General features: G+C 67.0%; 1 pseudogene. It reads right to left on the bottom strand.

What is annotated here, in order from left to right:
• A pseudogene (locus ACYQ8L_RS18785) lies at window positions 1-233 on the bottom strand (IS701 family transposase); the annotation flags it as partial.
• Window positions 234-261: the final 28 nt, after the last annotated feature.

A 261-nucleotide genomic window follows, 5' to 3' on the forward strand; every position in this document is an offset into this window, starting at 1 on the left:
CGCACCTGGTACTCGCCCATGCCCACTTCGCTCTTGGCCTCCTGCAGGCTCCGCTCCACCCAGTAGCGCTGCCCCTGCATGTATGCCAATCGCCGCACCGACGTCTGCTCCGGCGCGTTGCTCAGCGAGTACTTGATCTCCCCAGGGTTGCGCACCGAGCGCCGCACAATCAGGTGCCAGCAGTGGGCCTCGGGCTCCCGCCCGTCCCACACCCACACTCTGCGGTGAAGCACCTCCACCCACAACGGACCCTTCGTGGAG

It is taken from the genome of Deferrisoma palaeochoriense, from assembly GCF_054656955.1.